This window comes from Serratia sp. szju, from assembly GCF_044594185.1.
GTDB lineage: Bacteria > Pseudomonadota > Gammaproteobacteria > Enterobacterales > Enterobacteriaceae > Serratia > Serratia bockelmannii.
Genome location: NZ_CP172576.1, coordinates 2,169,491 through 2,185,588, shown reverse-complemented (window position 1 = coordinate 2,185,588; position 16,098 = coordinate 2,169,491). Strand labels below are relative to the sequence as shown.

The 16,098-nt window shown below is 60.8% G+C and carries 13 protein-coding genes; 8 read left to right on the top strand and 5 right to left on the bottom strand.

The features are described from left to right. Positions 1-144: 144 nt before the first annotated feature. Positions 145-1,104: a LysR substrate-binding domain-containing protein gene (locus RE418_RS10235; protein ID WP_269149643.1), complete on the bottom strand. Its 960-nt coding sequence runs from the start codon at positions 1,102-1,104 to the stop codon at positions 145-147. 82 nt (positions 1,105-1,186) lie between these two features. Between RE418_RS10235 and RE418_RS10230 the strand changes: the two genes are divergently transcribed. From RE418_RS10230 to RE418_RS10210, 5 genes are all read left to right on the top strand, one after another. Next, positions 1,187-2,272: a tartrate dehydrogenase gene (locus tag RE418_RS10230; protein WP_049296204.1), complete on the top strand. Its 1,086-nt coding sequence runs from the start codon at positions 1,187-1,189 to the stop codon at positions 2,270-2,272. A 364-nt stretch (positions 2,273-2,636) separates the two neighbouring features. Beyond that, the gene (locus tag RE418_RS10225; protein ID WP_025304182.1) at positions 2,637-4,247 is read left to right on the top strand and encodes a BCCT family transporter; all 1,611 of its coding nucleotides are present in this window, start codon (positions 2,637-2,639) and stop codon (positions 4,245-4,247) included. Positions 4,248-4,273: 26 nt separating this feature from the next. After that, complete coding sequence (locus tag RE418_RS10220; protein WP_025304183.1) at positions 4,274-5,398, top strand: aromatic ring-hydroxylating dioxygenase subunit alpha; 1,125 nt, start codon at positions 4,274-4,276, stop codon at positions 5,396-5,398. Between the two features lie 46 nt (positions 5,399-5,444). Beyond that, a complete protein-coding gene (locus tag RE418_RS10215) occupies positions 5,445-6,893 on the top strand; it encodes an NAD-dependent succinate-semialdehyde dehydrogenase (protein WP_049296205.1) in 1,449 nt (482 codons plus the stop codon). Positions 6,894-6,934: 41 nt separating this feature from the next. Beyond that, positions 6,935-7,900 (top strand): PDR/VanB family oxidoreductase, encoded by a 966-nt coding sequence (locus RE418_RS10210; protein ID WP_089181263.1) that lies wholly within the window; start codon positions 6,935-6,937, stop codon positions 7,898-7,900. A 30-nt stretch (positions 7,901-7,930) separates the two neighbouring features. Here the strand turns inward: RE418_RS10210 and RE418_RS10205 are convergent, their stop codons facing one another. The 4 genes from RE418_RS10205 to RE418_RS10190 form a co-directional block, all read right to left on the bottom strand. Next, a complete protein-coding gene (locus RE418_RS10205) occupies positions 7,931-9,001 on the bottom strand; it encodes an ABC transporter ATP-binding protein (RefSeq protein WP_025304186.1) in 1,071 nt (356 codons plus the stop codon). Continuing rightward, entirely contained in the window at positions 8,994-10,763 is a 1,770-nt protein-coding gene (locus RE418_RS10200) for an iron ABC transporter permease (protein WP_025304187.1), read from the bottom strand. Before RE418_RS10200 ends, RE418_RS10205 begins: the two co-directional genes overlap by 8 nt. 78 nt (positions 10,764-10,841) lie before the next feature. Further along, positions 10,842-11,930 carry an ABC transporter substrate-binding protein gene (locus tag RE418_RS10195; RefSeq protein WP_043142713.1) on the bottom strand — a complete coding sequence of 363 codons (1,089 nt, stop codon included), beginning with the start codon at positions 11,928-11,930 and terminating at the stop codon, positions 10,842-10,844. A gap of 164 nt (positions 11,931-12,094) precedes the next feature. Then, a complete protein-coding gene (locus RE418_RS10190; RefSeq protein ID WP_043142693.1) occupies positions 12,095-13,012 on the bottom strand; it encodes a DMT family transporter in 918 nt (305 codons plus the stop codon). A gap of 290 nt (positions 13,013-13,302) precedes the next feature. Between RE418_RS10190 and RE418_RS10185 the strand changes: the two genes are divergently transcribed. From RE418_RS10185 to brnQ, 3 genes are all read left to right on the top strand, one after another. After that, complete coding sequence (locus tag RE418_RS10185) at positions 13,303-13,635, top strand: tRNA-binding protein (protein WP_025304190.1); 333 nt, start codon at positions 13,303-13,305, stop codon at positions 13,633-13,635. A 30-nt stretch (positions 13,636-13,665) separates the two neighbouring features. Then, the gene (locus RE418_RS10180; protein WP_025304191.1) at positions 13,666-14,547 is read left to right on the top strand and encodes a 2OG-Fe dioxygenase family protein; all 882 of its coding nucleotides are present in this window, start codon (positions 13,666-13,668) and stop codon (positions 14,545-14,547) included. A 213-nt stretch (positions 14,548-14,760) separates the two neighbouring features. Next, entirely contained in the window at positions 14,761-16,083 is a 1,323-nt protein-coding gene (brnQ, locus tag RE418_RS10175) for a branched-chain amino acid transport system II carrier protein (protein ID WP_043142696.1), read from the top strand. The last annotated feature ends 15 nt before the right edge of the window (positions 16,084-16,098 follow it).

Here is a 16,098-nt window from a genome sequence, read left to right as displayed (position 1 = left end):
GCATTTCTGTTGAAGAGTGCTTCAACTGAAACGCTTCAGCTGAGCATAAACCAAAGTTTTGGCAAAAGGAACAGGTGCGACAGTTCCTCAGGTAACGGACGGGAGTTTTACGAGCATAAGATGATCTGGCGCACATTTTTGGCCTCAAGACCGCGACGAATTTTCGCTCGCCGGCCCCGTTTCGCCGTAGTGCTCACGAAAATAGTCGCGCAAAAATTCGACCGTCACCCGCACTTTCGCCGACGTTGCCAGCCGGGAAACGTACACCGCCCAGATGTTGGCCGGCTGATAATACTCCGGCAGGATGTGCACCAATCTGCCGCTGTCGATGTTCTCTTTTACGTCCCAGGCGGAACGCAGCGCAACGCCCTGCCCGTCCAGGCACCACTGGTGCACGATCTCGCCGTGGTTCGACGCCAGCGCCCCCGTCACCTTCACCGTCTCTTCGCCGCCCGGCCCCTGCAGCCGCCACAGCCCGAACGGGTGATCGCGTTCCTTGATCACCAAACAGGTGCGGCCCGCCAGCTCCGCCGGGTTTTTCGGCACGCCGTGGCGCTGCAGGTACGCCGGCGAAGCGCACAAGATGCGCTGATTGTCCGCCAGCTTGCGCGCAATCAAATTGGGGGCGATATCGTCGCCGATGCGGATATCCAGATCGAACCCTTCGCTGACCAGATCCACCAGCCTATCGGACACGTCGAGCCGCAGCTCCAGCTGCGGGTACTGCCGCGCCAGCGCCGACAGCGCCGGCGCCACGAAACGCCGGCCGAAGCCGAAGCTGCTGACCACGCGCAGCATGCCCTGCGGCGCCTGACGCACCTCGGACAGCTCGTCCATCATCTGATCGACGTCGTTGAGAATGCGCTGCGCCCATTCGTAGATGCGTTCGCCGTCTTCGGTGATCGCCACTCGCCGCGTGGTGCGGTGCAGCAACGACACGTCCAGCGCTTTTTCCAGCAACGCAATGCGTTTGCTGATAAAGGCCGGCGACACGCCCAGCTCTTCGGCGGCGGCGGCAAACCCGGCGCGGCGCGCCACCAGCACGAACACCCGCAGGTCACTCAGGATCGGCATATTGTTCATGATTCGTGTTTTATGTTTCACCGTTTTCAGGGTTGATTAACAGTTAGTCAATTATAGGATAAGAGTGTTGTCAATCTCCCCTACCTACAAATGAGACCTCTGTATGAGCAAAACCTATAAAATTGCCGCCATCCCCGGGGACGGTATCGGGCGGGAAGTGTTGCCGGAAGGCATACGAGTGTTGCAAGCGGCGGCGGCACGCTGGGATCTGTCGCTGGAATTCGACACTTTCGAGTGGGCCAGCTGCGACTACTACCAGCACCACGGCCAGATGATGCCGGACGATTGGTTTGAGCAGCTCAAGGGCTTCGATGCCATCTACTTCGGCGCCGTCGGCTGGCCGGATACGGTGCCCGATCACATTTCGCTGTGGGGGTCGCTGTTGAAATTCCGCCGCGACTTCGAGCAGTACGTCAACCTGCGCCCAGTACGGCTGTTTCCCGGCGTGCCCTGCCCGCTCGCGAACAAACAGCCGGGCGATATCGATTTCTACGTGGTGCGCGAAAATACCGAAGGGGAATACTCCTCGCTCGGCGGACGGATGTTCGAAGGCACTGAACGCGAGATGGTGATCCAGGAATCGGTCTTCACCCGTCAGGGCGTGGACCGCATCCTCAAGTACGCCTTTGAGCTGGCGCAACAGCGCCCGCGCAAGCGCCTGACCGCAGCCACCAAGTCCAACGGCATGGCCATCAGCATGCCGTACTGGGATGAGCGCGTGGCGGAGATGGCGCGCCGGTATCCGGACATCGCCTGGGACAAGCAGCACATAGATATTCTATGCGCGCGCTTCGTGCTGACCCCCGAACGCTTCGACGTGGTGGTGGCCTCCAACCTGTTCGGCGATATTTTGTCTGATCTCGGCCCGGCCTGCACCGGCACTATCGGCATTGCGCCGTCGGCCAACCTGAACCCGGAGCGCAACTTCCCGTCGCTGTTCGAGCCGGTGCACGGCTCGGCGCCGGACATTTTCGGCAAAAACATCGCCAACCCGATCGCCATGATCTGGAGCGGCGCGATGATGCTGGACTTCCTCGGCGACGGCGATGCCCGTTACCGCCAGGCACACGACGGCATCCTGCAGGCGATCGAGCGCATCATCGCCGACGGGCCGCGCACGCCGGATATGCGCGGCGATGCCTCCACTCAGCAAGTCGGCCAGGCGATCGCCGCCCTGCTGCAACGCTAAACACCGCTGATTTTCCTGCGCAGGGCGCGTTTTCGCGCCCTGCTTTGCCATGTCCGCTTTTCCGCTTCGATCGCCGCCGCAAATCCGTTGAAAACCACCGCAGAAAGCACGCCAATACCCCGGCCAAGATCACAACAAATTGTTTACATACTGTGTTTTATCCTTTTACAGATGCCCCAATTGTGGCCCTCCCGTAATTTGTGCACACTCAAAAATGTTAATGAAGAGTAAACATTTCCGGTGGCGTTCTGCCGGGGCGGTTGCTCCTCGCGGTGTAACAAAACAAAGGGTTCAAACCAATAAGGCCCGGGCGCACCCTACGCTTCGCGCACCGGCCCACCACCGATAACAGGAGTTCACTCCCATGCAGAGCACCCCTAAAAAGGATGTCACGCTCATCGCCATCAGCCTGTGCAGTATTGCGCTGATCGCCATTTGCCTGATGCTCTTTCCAGCTCAATCCGCGCTTATCGCCAACACCATTTTCAACGGCGTCACCCGGCTGTTCGGCTCAACCATTCAAATCCTGGTGCTGATCGCCCTGCTGGTGGTGCTGTATCTGGCGTTGAGCAAATACGGCAACATCCGCCTCGGCGAAGGCAAACCGCAGTACTCCACGTTAGCCTGGCTGTTCATGTTCATCTGCGCTGGCCTGGGCTCGTCCACCCTGTACTGGGGGGTGATGGAATGGGCGTATTATTACCAGACGCCGGGGCTGAACATCGCGCCGCGCACCCCGAAGGCGCTGGAATACAGCATCAGCTACTCCTTCTTCCACTGGGGCCTGAGCGCCTGGGCGACCTATGCCCTCGCCTCGCTGATCATGGCCTACCACTTCCACGTGCGTAAGAACAAAGGGCTCAGCCTATCGGGGATCATTTCCGCCATCACCGGTGTGCGCGCCAACGGCCCGATCGGGCGGTTGGTGGATCTGATCTTCCTGGTCGCCACCGTCGGCGCCCTCACAATTTCACTGGTGCTGACGGCCTCTACCTTTACCCGTGGGCTGACGGCACTGACCGGCATCCCGGACAATTTCGTGGTGCAGGCGACGGTGATCCTGCTGGCCGCGGTGATCTTCTGTCTCAGCTCTTACATCGGCATCGACGGCGGCATGCAGCGCCTGAGCAAAATGGTCGGCTGGGGTGCCTTCGCCTTCGCCGGGCTGGTGCTGCTGGTCGGCCCGACCGAGTTCACCATCAACAACACCATCAACGCCATCGGCCTGACGGCGCAAAACTTCCTGCAGATGAGCCTGTTCACCGATCCGATGGGCGACGGCAGCTTCAGCCGCAGCTGGACGGTGTTCTACTGGCTGTGGTGGATCTCCTATACCCCGGGCGTGGCGATGTTCGTCACCCGCGTCTCGCGCGGCCGCAAGATTAAAGAGGTGATCTGGGCCTTGTTGCTCGGCAGCACCCTCGGTTGCTGGTTCTTCTTCGGCTCGCTGGAAAGCTACGCCATGCACCAGTTCATCAGCGGGCAGCTCAACGTGCCGGAGATCCTCAGCACCCAGGGTGGCGAAACCGCCGTGCAGATGCTGCTGACGGCGCTGCCGCTCGGCAAGCTGTTCCTGGCCGCCTATCTGTTCATCATGATCATTTTCCTGGCCTCGCACATGGACGCGGTGGCCTACACCATGGCCGCCACCAGCACCCGCAACCTGCAGGAGGGGCAAGATCCCAGTCCGATGCTGCGCCTGTTCTGGTGCGTGGTGATCACCCTGATCCCGCTGTCGATCCTGTTTACCGGCGCCTCGCTGGACACCATGAAAACCACGGTGATCCTGACCGCGCTGCCGTTCCTGCTGGTGCTGCTGGTGAAAACCTACGGCTTTGCCCGCTGGCTAAAGCAGGACTACGCGGCCATCCCGGCGCACCTGATCGAAAGCAGCCCGCCGGCGCTGCCCGAAGCACCGGCGGCCGCCGAACTCCCCGCTCCATCGTCGTATCAACCGCGCCCTATGGCGAAATGACAATAAGAAAAGAGGAAGGTTAACTTATGAGCACTCTGATCCCTGAATTTACCTTACCGAAAGATTTCTGCGCCGACGCCCGCGAGGCTTACACCATTCCAGCCCGGTTCTATACCCACCAGGCGGCGTTCGAGCACGAAAAAGAGCAGGTGTTCGCCACCAGTTGGATTTGTGTGGCGCACCGCAGCGAGCTTGCCCAACCGAACGACTACATCACCCGCGAGATCATCGGTGAAAACATTCTGGTGGTGCGCGGCCGCGACAACGTGCTGCGCGCCTTTTACAACGTCTGCCCGCACCGCGGCCACCAACTGCTGGCGGGCGACGGCCGGGCGAAGAACGTCATCACTTGCCCTTATCACGCCTGGGCGTTCAAGCTGGACGGCGAGCTGGCGCACGCGCGCAACTGCGAAAACGTGCAGAACTTTGATAAGGAAAACTCGCACCTGATGCCGGTGCGGGTCGAAGAGTACGCCGGGTTTATTTACGTCAATCTGGACTCGCAGGCCGGCACGGTGGAAGACCAGTTGCCGGGCCTCGGCGCCAAAGTGCGCGAGGCCTGCCCGCAGGTCGACGATCTCAAGCTGGCGGCACGCTTCGTCACCCGCACTCCGGCCAACTGGAAGAACATCGTCGACAACTACCTCGAGTGCTACCACTGCGGCCCGGCACACCCCGGCTTCGCCGACTCGGTGCAGGTCGATCGCTACTGGCACACCCTGCACGGCAACTGGACGCTGCAGTTCGGCTACGCCCGCCCTTCCGAGCAGTCGTTCAAGTTTGAAGAGGGCAAAGAATCCAGCTTCCACGGCATCTGGCTGTGGCCGTGCACCATGTTCAACATGCCGCCGCTGGAAGGCATGATGACGGTGATCTATGAGTTCCCGGTCGATGCGGAAACCACCCTGCAGCACTACGACATCTACTTCACCAACACCGATTTGAGCGACGAACAGCTCAAACTGATCGACTGGTACCGCGACGTGTTCCGCCCGGAAGATTTGCGGCTGGTGGAAAGCGTGCAAAAAGGCCTGAAGTCGCGCGGCTATCGCGGCCAGGGGCGCATCATGGCCGACGGCGCCGGCAGCGGCGTCAGCGAACACGGCATCGCCCACTTCCACAACCTGCTGGCGCAGGTTTATCAACCTTGATGCGACGGGGCCCGCGGGCCCCTTTCCCCTGACTTGTGAGGTTCTTGTGAAAATTTCCGATCGGGCGCTATTCCGCCAACAGGCATATATCAACGGCCAATGGCGCGACGCCGACAACCAGGAAACCCTGCCGGTGAGCGATCCCGCCACCGGCCGGCCAATCGGCAGAGTGCCCAACATGGCGACGGCCGAAACCGAACAGGCGATCGACGCCGCCCAGCAGGCGCTGGAAGGCTGGCGCGCGCTGCCGGCGCAACAGCGCGCGCAGCTGTTGCGCCGCTGGTTCGAACTGATGCTGGAGCACCAGCAGGATCTGGCCAACCTGATGACGCTGGAGCAAGGCAAACCGCTGGCGGAATCGCTGGGTGAGATCCGCTACGCCGCCTCCTTTATCGAATGGTTCGCCGAACAGGCCAAGCGCGCCAACGGCGACATCATTCCGTCGCCGAGCAGCGATAAACGCCTGATGGTGCTGAAACAGGGCATCGGCGTGTGCGCGGCGATCACGCCCTGGAACTTTCCGGCGGCGATGATCACCCGCAAGGCCGCGCCGGCGCTGGCGGCCGGCTGTACGCTGGTGGTCAAACCCGCCAACGAAACCCCTTATTCGGCGCTGGCGATGGCCGAGCTGGCCGAACGCGCCGGCATTCCCGCCGGGGTATTCAACGTGGTGACCGGCAATTCACAGGCGATCGGCGCCGAGCTGACTCGCCACCCGCAGGTGCGCAAACTCAGCTTTACCGGCTCCACGCCGGTGGGCAGGCTGCTGATGCGCCAGAGCGCGGACACCATCAAGAAAGTGTCGCTGGAGCTGGGCGGCAACGCGCCGTTCATCGTGTTTGACGATGCGGACATCGATGCCGCGGTGGAAGGCGCGCTGATCGCCAAATACCGCAACGCCGGGCAGACCTGCGTCTGCGTCAACCGGTTCTACGTGCAGCGCGGCGTTTACCCGCAGTTCGCCAAGAAGTTTGTCGCCCGCGTGGCGGCGCTGCAGGTCGGCAACGGCTTCGAAGCCGGCGTGCAGATCGGCCCGCTGATCAACCGCAAGGCGTGCGACAAGGTGCTGGAGCTGCTCGATGACGCGCTGAGCAAAGGCGCTCAGGTGCTGACCGGTGCCACGCCGCACGCGCTGGGCGGCAATTTCTTCACGCCGACGGTGCTGGGCGACGTGCAGCCCGGCTCGCTGCTGCTGGAAGAAGAGATCTTCGGCCCGGTCGCGCCGCTGGTAGTGTTCGATGACGAAGCCGAGGCGATCCGTCAGGCCAACGACACCATCTACGGCTTGGCCGCTTACTTCTACACCCGCGATGCGGCGCGCATCTGGCGCGTTTCGGAACAGCTGGAGTACGGCATGGTCGGCATCAATACCGGGCTTATCTCCAACGAGGTGGCGCCGTTCGGCGGGGTGAAACAGTCGGGGCTGGGGCGTGAAGGCTCCGAATACGGCATCGAAGACTATCTGGAGCTCAAATACCTGTGCCAGGCGGTATAACTTTTTCATGCGCGGGGACGCCCGCGCTTTGGAGCCAATGAATGACCAGCTATCAGATGCTTGATGTTCGCGTCGTCGACATCGAAACCGTCACCGCACAGGTCAAGCGCTTTACCCTGGCGGATCCGCAAGGCCGCCCGCTGCCCGCCTTCAGCGGCGGCAGCCACATCATCGTGCAAATGCAGGACGGCGAGCAGCGCTACAGCAACGCCTATTCGCTGCTGAGCTCACCGTTCGAGCTCGACCGTTACCAGATCGCCGTGCGCCGTGAGTCCCCTTCCAAAGGCGGTTCCGACTTCATGCATGACCGGCTGGCGGTCGGCGATACGCTGACCATCAGCACCCCGAATAACCTGTTCGCGCTGGCGCCGGAGGCGCAACATCACGTGCTGATCGCCGGCGGCATCGGCATCACGCCGTTTATGGCCCATCTGCATGAGCTGCAACGCAGCGGCCAACGCTACCATCTGCACTACTGCTTCCACAGCGAGGAACACAACGCCTTCCAGCAGCAGCTGATGCAAGCGCCGTTCGCAGACAACGTCAGTTGCCATGTCTCCAGCCTTGGCGGCCGGTTGGATCTGGCGCGCACGCTGGCCTATGTGGAACCCGGCGCCCATATCTACGTCTGCGGCCCGGCGGCGCTAAATGAAGCGGTCTACCGGATCGCCGCCGAACGGGGTATCGACGCCGCGCGTTTACACAGCGAAGCCTTCGCCGCCGAAGACACAGCGGGCAGCGCCTTTACGCTGGTGCTGGCTCGATCGGGCATTGAGCTTGAAGTGGCGCAAGACATGACCATCCTGCAGGCGCTGGAAAACAGCAAGGCGGCCAGGGTCGAGTGCCTGTGCCGCGAAGGCATTTGCGGCACCTGCGAAACCCGCATCGTCGAAGGGGAAGCCGATCACCGCGATCAATATCTCAGTGAGGAAGAGCGCGCGGCGCAGCAGACCCTGTTGATCTGCTGCTCGCGCGCCAAAGGCAGCCGGCTGGTGCTGGATTTGTAAACGGAGCGCCCGCATCGGCGGGCGTCCTGGTTAGGCTTTCGGGAATATCCACAGATGCTCGGCCGGCAGGGAGAGCCGGCACAGCGCCCGATCGCGCGCCTCGTGGCCATAGGCGCGCACTACAAAATCTTCGGCCACGGTACGGAACAGGTATTCCCAGCGATCGCCGAGATACATGCTGGTCAGCAACGGCAGCTCAAGCTGGTTGCCCTGCGGATCTTCGCCCAACCGCACGCGCTCGACGCGGATCACCGCCGTGCCCTCCTGCCCGACCTGCACGCCTTCGCCCGCTTTGCCCCACAGCGCCCAATCCTTACCTTCGATGCGCGCCCGATCGCCTTCCAGCGCGACGACCTTGCCCGGCAACCGGTTGTTGCTGCCCATGAACTCGGCGGTGAACAGCGTGGTGGGCGAGCCGTACATCTCCTGCGGCGTGCCCTGCTGTTCGATTTTGCCGTTATTGAGCAGCAGGATGCGATCGGAAATGGCCATCGCCTCGTTCTGATCGTGAGTCACCATCAGTGCCGACAGACCGAGCTTGATGATCAACTCGCGCAGGAATACCCGCGCCTCTTCGCGCAGCTTGGCGTCGAGGTTGGACAGCGGCTCATCCAGCAGGATCACCGGCGGGTTGTAGACCAGCGCGCGCCCGATCGCCACGCGCTGCTGCTGGCCGCCGGAGAGCTGGTGCGGATGGCGTTTGGCCAAATGCCCCAGCCCGAGTTGATCCAGCACCGCCTGCACCCGCTGGGCGATTTCCGCCGAGGCGGTCTTACGCAGTTTCAGCGGGTAAGCGACGTTCTCAAACACCGTTTTATGCGGCCACAGGGCGTAGGACTGAAACACCAGCCCCAGATTGCGCTCTTCGGCGGGAATTTCACTGCGTGCGCTGCCGTTGTACACCGCGCTGTTGCCGATGACGATCCGCCCCTGGCTCGGTTTCTCCAGCCCGGCTACCGCCCGCAGCAGCGTGGTTTTGCCGCTGCCCGACGGGCCCAGCAGCGAGACCACTTCGCCCCGTTTCAGATCCATCGACACCCCTTTCAACACCGGGTTGTCGCCATAGGTCAAATGCAGATTCTCTACCGAAAGTTCAATCATGTAATTTCACTCCAAAGCGCAAGGCGATCCCCAGCCCCAACACCACCAGCAGGATATTGATGAACGACAGCGCGGCGACGATATCGATAGCGCCCGCGGCCCACAGGGAAACCAGCATCGAGCCGATGGTTTCTGTGCCCGGAGACAGCAGATACACCCCGGTGGAATATTCGCGTTCAAAGATCAGGAACATCAGCAACCAGGAGCCGATCAGGCCGTAGCGCGACAGCGGAATGGTGACGTGGCGGGTGATCTGACCGCGGCTGGCGCCGGCGCTGCGCGCCGCCTCCTCCAGCTCCGGTCCCACCTGCAGCAGCGTAGAAGAGATCAGCCGCAGGCCGTAAGCCATCCACACCACGGTGTACGCCAGCCAGACGCTGAAGATGGTGCTGCGCAGCGAACGCAACCAGACGATCACGTTCTCGCGCAGCCATTCTGCCATCGGCAGCACTGACAGCCAGCCTTCCTTAAGCGATTTGTCCAACCACATCGGCAGGAACAGAAACACCCACAGGAACGCCAGGCCGGCCAACAGCCCCGGCACCGCGCGCGGCACCAGCACGCTGTAGTCGAGGAAGCGCGTGGCGCCATCCGGCTTGCGGTGCATGGCAATGCCGATAAACAGATAGCACGCCACCGCCAGCGCCCCGCCGATCACCCCGATCGCCATCGAGTTGACGATGGCGCGCAGCAGGTTGGGTTGCGCCCAGATGGTGCGGAAGGTGTTGATCGACAGTTCGTCCCAGACAGACACGCCCACGCCCCAGTTGGAGATAAAGGCGCGCAGCACTACGCCGATCAGCGGCACGCCGATGGTCACGGTCAGCCAGAACATCACCACCGCGCCGGCCACCCAGCGCCATTTGCCCAGCGGCAGCGCGCGCGCCTGCGAGGCTTTGCCCTTGACGGTGACGAAACGGTTGGCGGTACGCATCAGCCTGCGCTGCAGCATCACCAATGGAATGGTGATGCAGATCAGCACCACCGCTACCGCCGCCATCAGGTGGTAAGAAGGCGTACCCAGCTTGTTGGTCAACTGATACAGGTAGGTCGCCAACACCAGGTTGCCTTCCGGATCGCCCAGCACCAGCATCAGGCCGAACACCTCCAGCCCGAGGAAGAACAGCAGCACCCCGGCGTACAAGATAGACGGCCGCACCATCGGCAGGCTGACGGCGGTCATCACCTGCAGCGGCGTAGCGCCGGCGGTGCGCGCCGCTTCTTCAACGTCGGAGCCCACGCTGCGCAGCGCCGAGGAGATGTACAGATACGCGTGGGGCACGTGCGTCAATCCGGCTATCACCACGATGCTGGCCATCGAATAGATGTTCCACGGCACGAAACCCAGCAACGCTTCCGCCCACAGCGAGAAGAAGCCGACCGGCCCCGCCGCCACCACGTAACCGAAACCCAGCACCATCGGCGACACGAAAATCGGCACCAAAATCAGCGGTTCGATGATCCGCCGCCCCGGCAGATCGGTGCGCACCATCAGGAAGGCCAAAATGCCGCCGAGCGGGATGGCGATAATCACCAGGCCGAATGCCAGAATAAAGCCGCTTTTCAGCGCCTTGTAGAAATCCGGATCGGTAAAGATGAACTCGAAGGCCTCCAGGCTGAAGACCTTGGAGGGAGAGAAAAACGGAGCCGAGAGGAAGCTTTGAATGATGATAAACGACAGGGGGACATAGATAACCAGCGCGGTTATCAACACCACCAGGCCGCGCGGCAGGCTCTGCCACTTTCTGCGCCATGCTTGCATAAATGCTCCCTATGGTTGTAAACGACGACCAAAGGGCGCGCGCCCGTGCGGCAGGCGCGCGTCCGAATGCAGTCCCTGTTATTTCGCCGCGGCGGCGCGCCATTGTTTGATGTAGTCGAGACGTTTGGCCGGCTGCAGATATTCCAGCAGGCTGTCATCGACCGGGATCGGCTTGAGCGCGTTACCCAACAGCTTGGTCATGCCATCGATGTCGTTCTTGCCTTCGATGTCGTTGCGGATCGAGGGGATATCCGCCTGATTGGCGAGAATATTTTGCCCTTTCTCCGACAGCACGTAGTCGAACCACAGCTTGGCGGCGTTAGGGTTGCCGGCCTCTTTGCTGATGAAGCTCACGCGCGACAGCACCAGGGTATAGTCTTTCGGATAGACGATGCCGAGCGACGGATCGCTCTTGGCGCGGGCCTCGGCGTATGAACCGAGGATATTGAAGCCGATCAGGTTTTCACCGGAGGAGACGCGCTCCATCATGGTGCCGGTGGAAGATTGCACCGCCAGCCCGCCCTTGGCCACGTCGGCCAGCGTTTTGAAGTAGTTAGGATCGGCCTTGAAGTCCTGCACCGACAGCATGAAGCCGACGCCGGATTTTTCGATGTCGTAGGTGGTGACTTTCTTCTTGAATTTGTCCGTCTGACCGGCGATCAGTTTAGCCAGCGCCGCGTGTGAATCCGGCACATCGCCCTGCGGGATCAGCCGTTTGTTATAGATAAACACCACCGGCTCATAGGTGGTGCCATACACTTTATCTTGCCATACCGCCCATTTTGGCAACTGAGCCCGCTCCGGAGAGGCATACTCCTGCGCGTAATCGCCCGCCAGTTTCAAAATGGTGTCCATCGACGAACTCCACACCAGGTCGCCGCTGGTGCCGCCGGCCGCCTGCTCGCTGATAAAGCGGTTATACAGTTCGGTGCTGTTCATGTCGTTGTATTCGACCTTGATGCCCGGATACAACGCCTCGAACCCCTGGATCAGCGGCGCCGCCGCCTTGGTGTCGGTGGTTGAATAAATCACCACCTTGCCTTCTTTCTTCGCGCCGTCGACCAGTTTCTGATAGTCGGCAGGGTAGCCCGCCGGGAAGGCCGCATAGGCGGAAACGGAGCCCAGTAAGGTGATAGCAGCTACGGTCGCGCTGATTTTTTTCATCATCATCCATCCCCTGATCACATTTAATAAACCAAAAATTAACATACAGTTAATATTTATGACGAGGCAACGGCGTTGCTTGTTATCTTTCGGTTTTGTGAGGTTGGACGTTTTTCAGCCAATAAAAAGCCCGGCAGCACGGGCTTTACAGCACTTCCTATCGCAGACTATTCGGCCAGGTGAGAGCGCCGCCGCAGGCGAATTCGCTGTACGATGGCAACCCCCAGCAGCGTCAGAACAAATCCCGCCAGCTGCACCAGCGACAACGCCTCACCAAACAGCGCGTAAGCCTGCAGCGCCGCCGCCGGCGGCACCAGCAGCATCAGCGCGGTAATGCGAGTCAAATCGCCGTGGCGCACCATCCAAATGAACAGCGCGGTGCCGCCCAGCGACAACACGCCGGCCGACCACAGCAGCGAGAACCACAGCGTTGGCGAATTGTCCCAGGCGCCTGAGCCCATTACGGCCGCCAGTACGCCGGTCACGATCGCCGCGCCGAGGTGCTGAATGGCGCCTGCCGCCCGCAGATCGGCCGCTGCCAGCGAAGACTTCTGCACCATGATGCCTATCGTCAGCGCAACGATGCTGCCAAACCCCATCAGGATCGGCAGCAGCGCCATATTGCCGACGTCGATGCCGGTCAGCCGCGGGGAGAGCACCAGCGCAACGCCGATAAAACCGACCGCCAGCCCGGCCCAGGAACGTAACCCGATCGGCTTACGCAGCACCAGCGCGAAAATCAGCGCGGTAAACAGCGGCTGCAATCCGCCGATCAGCGACATCACTCCGGCTGCCAGGCCGTTCGCCACCGCCCACCAGCTTGCGGCAAGGTAAACACCGTTCATCAACATGCCGGTCAGCAGGTGCATTACGAACTGTCGCCCCTTGGGCCAGGCGCAATGCAGCGCCAGCAGAGCGAATACTGCCGCGGCGATCAAAAAGCGAAAGGTCAGGAAAAGGTTGGGATCGGCATGATCCGCCACCGCCCGCGCGGCAATAAAACCGGTCGACCAAATTAATATCAGGAAAAACGGCGCAATCAATGCCTTTCGCCGATCGCGTTTTTCGCGCTGGGTTATTTCCATATCACTACCTAAAAAATGCCGTTGATGAATTAATGCAGAGCATACTAACCAATTTAACACGGGCTTAACAGTATCGACGCTGGCACCAAGCAGGCGTGGTGAACATAATTGCGGGAAATAATGAAGTTTCAATCTTATATAATTCACCAAGCTTATAATTAATTCCACCACGTTACGATAATGTAAATTAATTGCTACATCCGGTATAACTATTCCCCTCCTGGCGGCATTGTCGGAATAATTCCCCTTTGCTAGCCTTCCTGAAGCCACTTAATTAACTGGACTGACTCATGGCCGAAATCACTGATTTTATGAAACTGGATATGCGTATTGGCGAAATTATTTCCGTGGAATATAACGACAAGGCATTAAAACCCGCCTATAAGCTGCGCATTGATTTCGGCGAAGAAATTGGCATTAAAAACAGCTCGGCGCAATTATGCGAAAACTATCAGGAAGATGATCTGCTTGGAAAAAAAGTCATCTCCGTCGTTAATTTCCCCGCCAGGCGGGTTGCCGGATTTAAATCTGAAGTGCTGGTACTTGCCGCGGTCACCCGGGATCAAGGCACTGTCTTGCTGAAACCCGATGTCGACGTGGAGATCGGCAGCAAGATTTTATAATCGCCACATCATTCGTGAGGCCACCGAGAAATGCGACAGTTATCCCTGCTTGATGAAGTTAAGAAGGCGTACCAGGAACACCGTTCAGCCTTTATCCCCGGCGCCACCATGCAAGCGATCCTGCTGGCGCTGGGCGCGCGGCCGGAAGATTTCGCCAGGCTGCAGCAGGTCAGCGCCAATCTGGCGGACGATCCCACACTGCCTTTCCGCAAGTCCAGAAACGGCCGCTTCTGCTTCGACTTCGATCGCGCCCAGATTGAGCGGCTGGAGTTCCAGCCTTTCGTGCTCTCGGTCGAGGAAGACTTCATCCGCTACGATTCGGGAAAGGTGCGCCATTTCCGCGGCATCAACGACGATCTGCAGTTGAATACGGCATTTCAGGCACTGATGAAATTCAAAGCCTACGTGATCGATGGCGTGAGCGTGACGCCGCGCCCCCGGCTTAATCAGGAGATCAACAAATTCGTCTGCACGGTGTTCAACCTGCGCACCGTCACCACGCCGCAGATGTTGGGCGAACCGGCGCTGGAAGGCGTACACAGCGACGGCGTCGACCACACCATGACGACCTTCCTCGGCTGCGACAACATGACCGACGACAGCGCCAAGACCTTTATTCACGATATGCGCGAAACCAGCGGGATCAAATTCGATCGCGCCCGGCCGGAATGGATTTTGGGCGAAATACAGCATCGGCATTTCCTCGATACCCTGCTGATTGTCGACCATGAGCGCAAACACAGCCTCTCACCGGTGGAAGCGCAGGACAAACGCCGGCATTCGACCCGTGATATGCTGATCTTTTTCACCCGTAAACCGGTCGAAGACGGCCACGTCTCCTTCGCGTATGACTCTTTTAAACCGCATATCGAAATCCCGCTGTCGATAGACATGGTGGCGCGCGCGAGCTAACGCGCTGCCGGGCCGGCCGCCAGGATCCCTCTGTGCGGCCGGTTCACGCCGGGGTAAACAGCGCTGGATTAATCAGGTTTTTGTCGCCGAATTATTATATCCTGCCGGACGAAAATTTTTGCGGGCTTACGCTGCCCCACGCGCCTCCTCCTGCAGTGCTTCATTCCGCAGCCAGGCCGTTTATTTCATGAATACAGGCAGTGCCATACCGTTATGACCAAGAGTTTATCCCCGAAAGACATTATCGCCCTGGGCTTTATGACCTTCGCCCTATTTGTCGGCGCCGGCAACATCATTTTCCCCCCGCTGGTGGGGCTGCAGTCCGGTGAGCATCTGTGGCCGGCCGCCCTCGGTTTTATGGTGACCGCCGTCGCCCTGCCGGTGATTGCCGTGATCGCGCTGGCGCGCGTCGGCGGCAGCATCAGCCTGCTGACTGGCCCCATCGGCCGCACAGCCGGCCTGCTGTTGGCGACCGTCTGCTATCTGGCGCTCGGCCCACTGTTCGCCACGCCGCGAACCGCCAATGTCTCTTTCGCCCTCGGCATCGCGCCCTTCACCGGCGACGGCGCCCTGCCGCAGTTCATCTACAGCCTGCTGTTCTTTACCCTGGCGATGATCGTGTCGTTGTATCCTGGCCGCTTGCTCGATAACGTCGGCCATATTCTGGCGCCGCTGAAAATTCTGGCGCTGGCCGCGCTCGGCATCGCCGCCCTGGTCTGGCCCGCCGGTGCGCCGGTCTCCGCCGTCGGCAGCTATCAGGCCGCGGCGTTTTCCACCGGCTTCGTTCAGGGTTATCAAACCATGGACACGCTGTCGGCGTTGATGTTCGGCTCGATTATCGTCACCGCCGCCCGCTCGCGCGGCGTCAGCGACAGCGGCCTGCTGCTGCGCTACACCCTGTGGGCCAGCCTGATCGCCGGCGTCGGCCTGACGCTGGTCTATATCTGCATGTTCAAGCTCGGCGCCGGCAGCGGCAGCCTGGTCGGGAACGATGCTCAGGATGGCGCGGCAATCCTGCACGCCTATGTGCAGCACACCTTCGGCGATCTGGGCAGCGTCTTTATGGCGGTGCTGATGTTCATCGCTTGCCTGGTGACGGCGGTCGGCATGACCTGTGCCTGCGCGGACTTCTTCTCCCGCTACCTGCCGCTCTCTTACCGCACGCTGGTGGTTATCCTCGCCCTCTTCGCCATGCTGGTTTCCAACATGGGGCTGGCCAATCTGATCCGCGTCTCGCTGCCGGTGCTGACGGCGATCTACCCGCCCTGCATCGCGCTGGTATTGCTCAGCTTCAGCCAGAACCGCTGGCGCAGCGCCAAGCGCGTCTTCGCGCCGGTGATCGCTACCAGCCTGGTGTTTGGCCTCGCCGACGGCCTGAAAGCCTCCAGCTTCAGCAGCCTGCTGCCCGTCTGGTTCGATAAGCTGCCGCTGGCCGAACAGGGTCTGGTCTGGCTGCAGCCTACGCTGCTGGTGCTGTTGCTGGCGGCGGCTTACGACCGGTTGCGCAGCGCCGAAAGCATCAAGACCGCGTCGTAATCGCGGTTTCCGCCC